General features: G+C 51.7%; 1 protein-coding gene. It reads right to left on the bottom strand.

All coding sequences use genetic code 11. The features are described from left to right. Positions 1-203, bottom strand: a 203-nt coding sequence (locus tag B3R63_RS00005) for an NAD(P)/FAD-dependent oxidoreductase (RefSeq protein ID WP_414630825.1), incomplete at both ends; no start/stop codon positions are given.

Raw genomic sequence — 203 nt, 5'->3', positions numbered from 1 at the left:
TCTTTCCAGTCGGGGAAGAGTTCATTCATGGCCCGGGGTTCAAGTACAGCACCGGAGAGAATATGCGCACCAACTTCGGAACCTTTTTCGACGACACAAACGGAAAGATCGGGTAGGTTGTTTTCAATCGCCAGTTGACGGATGCGGATCGCAGCTGAAAGACCTGCAGGTCCTGCACCAACGATCACTACGTCAAACTCCAT

This window comes from Acinetobacter sp. UBA1297 (assembly GCF_002307755.1).
GTDB classification, from domain to species: domain Bacteria; phylum Pseudomonadota; class Gammaproteobacteria; order Pseudomonadales; family Moraxellaceae; genus Acinetobacter; species Acinetobacter radioresistens.
This window is presented reverse-complemented; position numbering and strand designations above follow the sequence as displayed.